A 3,207-nucleotide genomic window follows, 5' to 3' on the forward strand; every position below is an offset into this window, starting at 1 on the left:
AAAGGCGGATTTTCACCGGCAGTCCTTTCTGCTGGGAAAGCTCCATAAGCTTCTGGGCATAAGGGATGCAGAAACCGTAAATGTCCGCCCTGGTTATGTCCTCGAAGTGGCACCTGGGGATGATATCCCAGTCCAGGGCCGCCTCTACAAGTTCTAAGTAGTCGTCCATGGCCTGCTGACGGGTTTTGCCCAGTTTCAGAAATATATGGTAATCAGAAACAGAGGTGAGCATGCCCGTCTCCTTGAGCCCCATATCCTTGACCAGCTTGAGATCTTCTTTGTTGGCCCTGATCCAGCCGGTGATCTCGGGATACCTGTGCCCTTTCTCCAGACAGGCCTCAACTGCTTTTTTATCCTTGTCCGAATACAGAAAAAATTCACTCTGGCGGATAAGCCCGGAATGACCTCCAAGGCGGTGCAGATATTCGTATATATCTGCAATCTGTTCTACAGTGAAGGGAGGCCTTGCCTGCTGGCCATCTCTGAAGGTGGTATCGGTAATAAATATTTCCTCCGGTGGCCGGGGCAGAATAAATGAGTCGTCAAAGGCTATGCGGGGGACATGGTTATAGGGATAGAGATCCCTTAAAAGCTGAGGACTCTGGACATCCTGCAGGTCGTAGCGCTGTTTGGCGGTATTTTTATGGTATAAAAAATCGAACATATATCCTCCACTTTTTCATATTTCTTTGATAGTTAGCAGAGAAAGTCAAGCGTAGCAAGAAACTTTTAAAGCCTGGGTGCAGAATTCTATTCAGCGGCATCAACAGATTCGGGATGTTGCCCTCGAAAAGGGCTCTTTTCACGCACAGGATCACAAAAAAAGCCTGGAGCTTAAAAGAATATATGGGTAGATTTCGCCATAATTGAATATCTGTTTTCAGGTGAAGGTGATGAATGGTTACAAATTAAGGTTGAAAAAGAAGTAGTAAAGGCATTCTGGAAAAATCTTGGACAAAAAAAACCCCGGCAGAACCGGGGCTTTGGAATAAACTCGAGTTGACGGTTAAAAGCTCCAGCCAAGATCCTCCCTTAATTCTGCAGGAAGCCTTGCACCCTCATCAGGAAGGTACGGTTGGGGTGCTCCGGCTTCACGCCTGCTTTCAGTAAGTTCATTCTTCTCAAAATCCCTGGGGATGCTGAAGACCTGGTCGGGATAGATAAGATCCGGATTGTCGATTTGGTCCCTGTTGTCCTTGTATATTAAAGGCCACATAAAGGGATCATTGTAAATCTCATTATACTCGGCTATCCACCACAGGCATTCGCCTTTTTCCACGGTATGCGATGTAGGAAGTGCGTTGTAGACTTCTTCATAAAGGGCTCTTTTGTCCATGGGTTCGGGCTTTTCTTCTTCTGCAGGTTCAGGTATTTCTGGCTCGGGCTGAGCTACTTCAGGTTCAGGCGGTTCCGGCTCTGCAGGATCGACGGGCTTTTTGGCGCAACCAGCTGCCAGAAGCGCAAGCAGTAAAATTGAGAAAATAAGGTAACGTTTCATTTCTTCCTCCGTGGACAGGGTTTAAGGGCAGTTTATGGCTTTACATGTCTATATTTACTCAAGTTTCAGGTAAAGTCAAGAGAAACCCTGCTCCTGGCGGCTTCAGCTTCTGCTTTCCAGCCTCCGCGTTCAAGGCTGCTGGCTGCCAGTTCGTAAAGTTTGACCGGTTTTTCTCCGTATATGGCTGTGATGAGATCCGGGTATGAAGATTTGAACACCTCGCGCACCAGGTCTTCCTGGGCGAACAGGTAGCGGGCAAGCAGTGGATTGTCTGCATGTGCCGGAAGATAAAGAATAAAAAGCCTGCGGCAGTGAAACAGAATAAATTTGATCCTGGATATCTCCCGGTTGATGCTCTCCCCGGTCTGATCCAGGACGTTTATGAGTTCCTGGCTGATGAGCTGTTCTTCCGGGGTTATTTCAGGATTTGAATAGCGGGCCTCGAACCAGGGCCGGTAATTCTCCTGCTGGTAAGCATCCTCTCTTAGTTTCATGCACTCGTGGAATATGTAACCTATGCACCAGTCTAAGTAAGGACCGATCTTTCCGGCCCTCTGGTCGTTGCGGAAAAGTATGTGGGCGGTATCCTTGAGACGCCATAGCTGACCCTTGCTCATCTCCTCGCCCAGCAACTCCTTGAAAAAAGTGAAGCTCACATGGCCTGATTGATCATGCGAGTCAAATTGGTTAAAAAGTTCCTTGCTGACCTGACAGAAGTCCCGCAGGACATCCCTGACGAATTCGGGAAGCTTGGCGTCAATCCAGGATTTATGCATAAGCCCATCTGAGTTGCGGGTTTAAAAAGAATTGCAGCCTCGGATTTCTTAATGATCCCTGGTCCAAAAAAAGGCCCTGATCTGTGTTTTCTTTCAATCTATTCACCGGCTCAACGACTTGTCAACATATTTAAAAGCTTAATTAAAAAATGCCCAGAAATATCGCCTTGCTCTCTGTACTGGCATCCCTGCTGACCCTTGGACTCAAATTCGGAGCATTCTGGGTCACAGGTTCAGTTGGCCTTTTGTCTGATGCAGTGGAGACCCTGGTCAACCTGACAGCAAGCATTGTAGCCGTAATCGCCCTGACTGTAGCCTTCAAGCCGGCCAACAGGAAGTTCAACTACGGCCACGACAAGGCAGAGTATTTTGCCGGAGGCCTCGAGGGAGGTCTTATACTGGTGGCTGCGGCTGGGATCATCTACTCTGCCGTGGGGAGGCTCATGCAGCCACAGGCCCTGGAAAATCTTCTTCTGGGCATAGGGATCTCCGTAGTTGCTGCCCTGATTAATCTTGTGGTGGCCAGAATTATGCTAAGAGCTGCCAGGCATTTCGACTCCATTACCCTGGAAGGGGATGCCAGACACCTCATGGCCGACGTCTGGACAACCACAGGGGTGGTTCTGGGGCTGGGGATCATAATGTTCTACCCGCAACTGGTGATCCTGGATTCCATAATCGCCGTAATAATCGCCCTGAATATCACCAGGTCCGGTATAAGCCTCATAAAGAGATCCATGCACGGGCTTATGGATGTCTCCCTGCCCAGGGAGGAAGTGGACCTGGTGGAAAAACACATCCGCAGGCACGCCGGGGAAAAGGCGGCGTATCACGGCCTGCGCTCGCGAAAGTCCGGGTCCAGGCGTTTTATCGACTTTCATCTGCTTCTGCCGGGAGATAGAACCATCCGCGAAGGCCACGATATCTGCTGCA

General features: G+C 49.3%; 4 protein-coding genes. 1 reads left to right on the forward strand and 3 read right to left on the reverse strand.

Annotation, left to right across the window (positions count from 1 at the left end; genetic code table 11):
* The 3 genes from D5S03_RS05910 to D5S03_RS05920 form a co-directional block, all read right to left on the reverse strand.
* On the reverse strand, window positions 1-664 hold a 664-nt coding region (locus tag D5S03_RS05910; protein WP_502697116.1), incomplete at its 3' end, for a hydroxymethylglutaryl-CoA lyase-like TIM-barrel protein.
* A 342-nt stretch (window positions 665-1,006) separates the two neighbouring features.
* Complete coding sequence (locus tag D5S03_RS05915; protein ID WP_008869887.1) at window positions 1,007-1,498, reverse strand: LysM peptidoglycan-binding domain-containing protein; 492 nt, start codon at window positions 1,496-1,498, stop codon at window positions 1,007-1,009.
* Between the two features lie 65 nt (window positions 1,499-1,563).
* Window positions 1,564-2,274 carry a hypothetical protein gene (locus D5S03_RS05920; protein WP_008869888.1) on the reverse strand — a complete coding sequence of 237 codons (711 nt, stop codon included), beginning with the start codon at window positions 2,272-2,274 and terminating at the stop codon, window positions 1,564-1,566.
* Between the two features lie 149 nt (window positions 2,275-2,423).
* Between D5S03_RS05920 and D5S03_RS05925 the strand changes: the two genes are divergently transcribed.
* The coding region (locus D5S03_RS05925) for a cation diffusion facilitator family transporter (RefSeq protein WP_287043002.1) at window positions 2,424-3,207 on the forward strand (784 nt) is incomplete at its 3' end.

Source organism: Desulfonatronospira sp. MSAO_Bac3, assembly GCF_003838035.1.
Lineage (GTDB): Bacteria > Desulfobacterota > Desulfovibrionia > Desulfovibrionales > Desulfonatronovibrionaceae > Desulfonatronospira > Desulfonatronospira thiodismutans.